Origin of the sequence: Nostoc sp. ChiQUE01b (genome assembly GCF_034531255.1) — a bacterium.
Lineage (GTDB): Bacteria > Cyanobacteriota > Cyanobacteriia > Cyanobacteriales > Nostocaceae > Nostoc.
The window spans coordinates 1-2,695 of record NZ_JAVRBM010000193.1 but is presented as its reverse complement, the minus strand read 5'-3'; the positions used below and the strand labels follow the sequence as shown (position 1 = coordinate 2,695).

Below are 2,695 nucleotides of genomic sequence, written 5' to 3'. Positions count from 1 at the left end.
TTACTTTACTCATAGATTATACTGTTTGTCCTAACCACCTTGACGATTGCTATAACTTTCGGGGTGGCTTATCCCAAACTACCATCAAGCTAGTAGATGCAGAATCTGGGGAAGAACTAGAGGAAATCTCAGAGGATATTGCTCACCGGGAAGTCCATCCCCAAGCCATCTACAAACGACAAGATGCCAATGGACGAATGCTGACTTATCAGTGCATCTCCCTTGACTTGAACAGCAAGCAAGCAATATTAAAACAGACAGCAGATAGCCCACTTTTTACAAAGAAACTAGAACCAATTTAACCCGCAGTGGAGAAGCGATTCCACCAGGCTATCAACAGTTGTGGGAATATTCCAGTACCTTGATTGCTATCCACAGCTTTGGGCATCAAATTATGAGAGCGTTACAGCTGGTGGCTAGAGTTGACCCAAAACAGGTAAATTTTACAGTAGTGAAGGAGTTAGGGGAAAATAACAATTACACAGGCTATTTCTATGATACCAGTGATGGCGGTAATGGTGCGGCTGAGGCTGTGTTTAAGCATTTGCCAAAACTTGCTGGCGCTGCTAAAGCGATCGCACAAGATTGCAACTGCGATACTGGCTGTGCTAAGTGCCTAATTCAACATGGTTGCCCTGATGGAAACACTGCTTTATTGAAGCAAATGGGATTATTGTTGTTAGATGCGATCGCCTCCGACAAAACGTAGCCCATCGCTGCACCTGATGTTTGACATGAGCATCGTCGTGGACATCGCTCAACTTCCAGATTTTATTGTTCCAAATACTCAATCACTGCCTCCAAGTCTGCGATCGCTCGATTAAATCGATTGAGCATTGCTTCTGCTACTTCTGGTTGGGCGTTGACAGTCGGTAGTTTTTCCCTCACCACACCTTTGAGTGCTTCTAGCCACAGCGATAAATTTGTATGTCTAACTGCTGTCAACAATCCCATATTGGTGAGAACAGACAAATGAAACCCAAGTTGGTCTTGTCCACCATAACCCAAATATCCGTTACTAAGTTCCAACTTTTCTGGAGTAAATTCAAAATACTGGTCAGAGGTAATACTAGCAGATTCTAGTTTGGGTTGTGGTAATGGAGGTTGGGATTGAGTCATTATCAGTTAGGATTGTTGTACAGCAGGTAATTTTGACATTTGCAAAACACTGTCTGACCAAATACCAAGTTCTTGAATAATCTGGTTTTTAGCATCTGTGTTATTCCAGGCTTGTTCCCAGTTAAACAGCCAGCGTGTGAGAAACCTTCCTAAGTTTGCTAACTCAAAAGCATTGTCAATATCTATATCTGGGCCTATCCACTCAATAAAATACATAGTCTCTCTAATCAGGCTTTTGACCACATCCTCATGCGTAGAGTCACTGAAAAGTTGACTTATCCGTGCTAAATTAGTTGCCAATTTTCCCAATCTAACAGGGATACTATCTTGCACAAAGGTTTCTTGCTCATAAGTTAAGCCACTATTCATCCCAGAAACTCCATAAGAATTTGGGACACAATCTCTCTAATCTGAACGTCCATAATTTCCATTGAACGATTAATGTTTTAATAAGATATCCGTTAGCCAAAGGCTTTGGCGTTCGCGTAGCGTCTCTAAGAGTTGCCATCGCTTGCAGCTTAATTTTACAGGTATCTAGAATTAGGGCGTAGGCGTAGCCCGCCGCAGGCATCGCGAACTATCTCCATCCCATACTTCCTAAAATCTACAAAATCTCATCAATCAGTACTGTACCACCGTCACAAAAGTCTATGCCGAGATGACAATCTTCAAGCAGGGCAGTTCCAATCAATGGACGACGACCTATTCCTAGAACTATAACCTCACGCTCTATACCATTCCACACAACTGTTACACGATAAGCAAAGGCTGCAATACTGGAATCATCGGCAAGGTTGGCATCAATTCGAGCCACATAGGGGAGTTGAAGCTCATTAACGACCGCAATTGGCAGGGTCAGAAAGCCTTCAAAACCTGTATCTACAACAAATTCAATTTCTACATCTGACCGTCCTGGAGGACGAAGTATTACACTCATTCGAGCTTGTAGCCCGACCACAGTACCGTGTATCACTTACTACTCTGTCCTCATTAATGTCCCACCAATGGCATAGACAGCATTAAACCCAATCCGTCCCGCCCAAATTGGCGCATCCGATTGTTTAGCTTGTAATCGACGACTTGTTATTAACAAATCATCCCCAATTTCATACTCACCGGTTTCAACATTAATTGAAATAATTTTGCCAACATTTTCTGCTGTCTCGATTTGAGTACGGAGATTTTCATAATGTTTCTTGCCCCGTCGAGTAATTTCTTCGCCGCTAAGTTTAGGGTAAACCATAGCCATTCTCCGCATTCCGGCGCTAATTATTTGTTATTGATATTCTAAACTAGAATACCCAAGTCTAGCGATCGCATATTGAAGCTCTAATAGACTGAATAATATCCAAAGTGACAGTACAATACTGCTTCAGATTTAATGCAGTAATTTTACAGTTCTAAGAGGATGTCTGAAAAGTAAGGAAGCTAACGTCACGGTATTCTGTCACTAGAAAAAACACTTAAGTAGACAGCGTGACGAAAGCAATGAATCCATCTTACCCAAGTAACCTGACACTAGAACGCGGATTTCTCACAAAATCTGAAAAAATGGGATCAAAAACTGCGACAATGT

At 42.0% G+C, this 2,695-nt stretch carries 6 protein-coding genes; 2 read left to right on the top strand and 4 right to left on the bottom strand.

Annotated elements, in window-relative coordinates:
* Positions 1 to 302: hypothetical protein (locus RMY63_RS41545; RefSeq protein WP_416212602.1), on the top strand; the 302-nt coding region annotated here is incomplete at its 5' end.
* A gap of 92 nt (positions 303 to 394) precedes the next feature.
* On the top strand, positions 395 to 709 hold the full coding sequence (locus tag RMY63_RS41540; RefSeq protein WP_322734249.1) for a DUF1998 domain-containing protein: 315 nt from the start codon (positions 395 to 397) through the stop codon (positions 707 to 709).
* A 62-nt stretch (positions 710 to 771) separates the two neighbouring features.
* On the opposite strand, the gene RMY63_RS41535 is transcribed toward RMY63_RS41540, so the two are convergent.
* The 4 genes from RMY63_RS41535 to RMY63_RS41520 form a co-directional block, all read right to left on the bottom strand.
* Positions 772 to 1,119, bottom strand: a complete 348-nt coding sequence (locus RMY63_RS41535; protein ID WP_322734248.1) for a hypothetical protein — start codon at positions 1,117 to 1,119, stop codon at positions 772 to 774.
* Between the two features lie 6 nt (positions 1,120 to 1,125).
* Positions 1,126 to 1,488, bottom strand: coding sequence for a hypothetical protein (locus tag RMY63_RS41530; protein ID WP_322733345.1), 363 nt, complete (start codon positions 1,486 to 1,488; stop codon positions 1,126 to 1,128).
* A gap of 235 nt (positions 1,489 to 1,723) precedes the next feature.
* A complete protein-coding gene (locus RMY63_RS41525) occupies positions 1,724 to 2,092 on the bottom strand; it encodes a clan AA aspartic protease (protein WP_229451045.1) in 369 nt (122 codons plus the stop codon).
* A gap of 3 nt (positions 2,093 to 2,095) precedes the next feature.
* Positions 2,096 to 2,362: a hypothetical protein gene (locus RMY63_RS41520; protein ID WP_322734247.1), complete on the bottom strand. Its 267-nt coding sequence runs from the start codon at positions 2,360 to 2,362 to the stop codon at positions 2,096 to 2,098.
* Between the last annotated feature and the right edge of the window lie 333 nt (positions 2,363 to 2,695).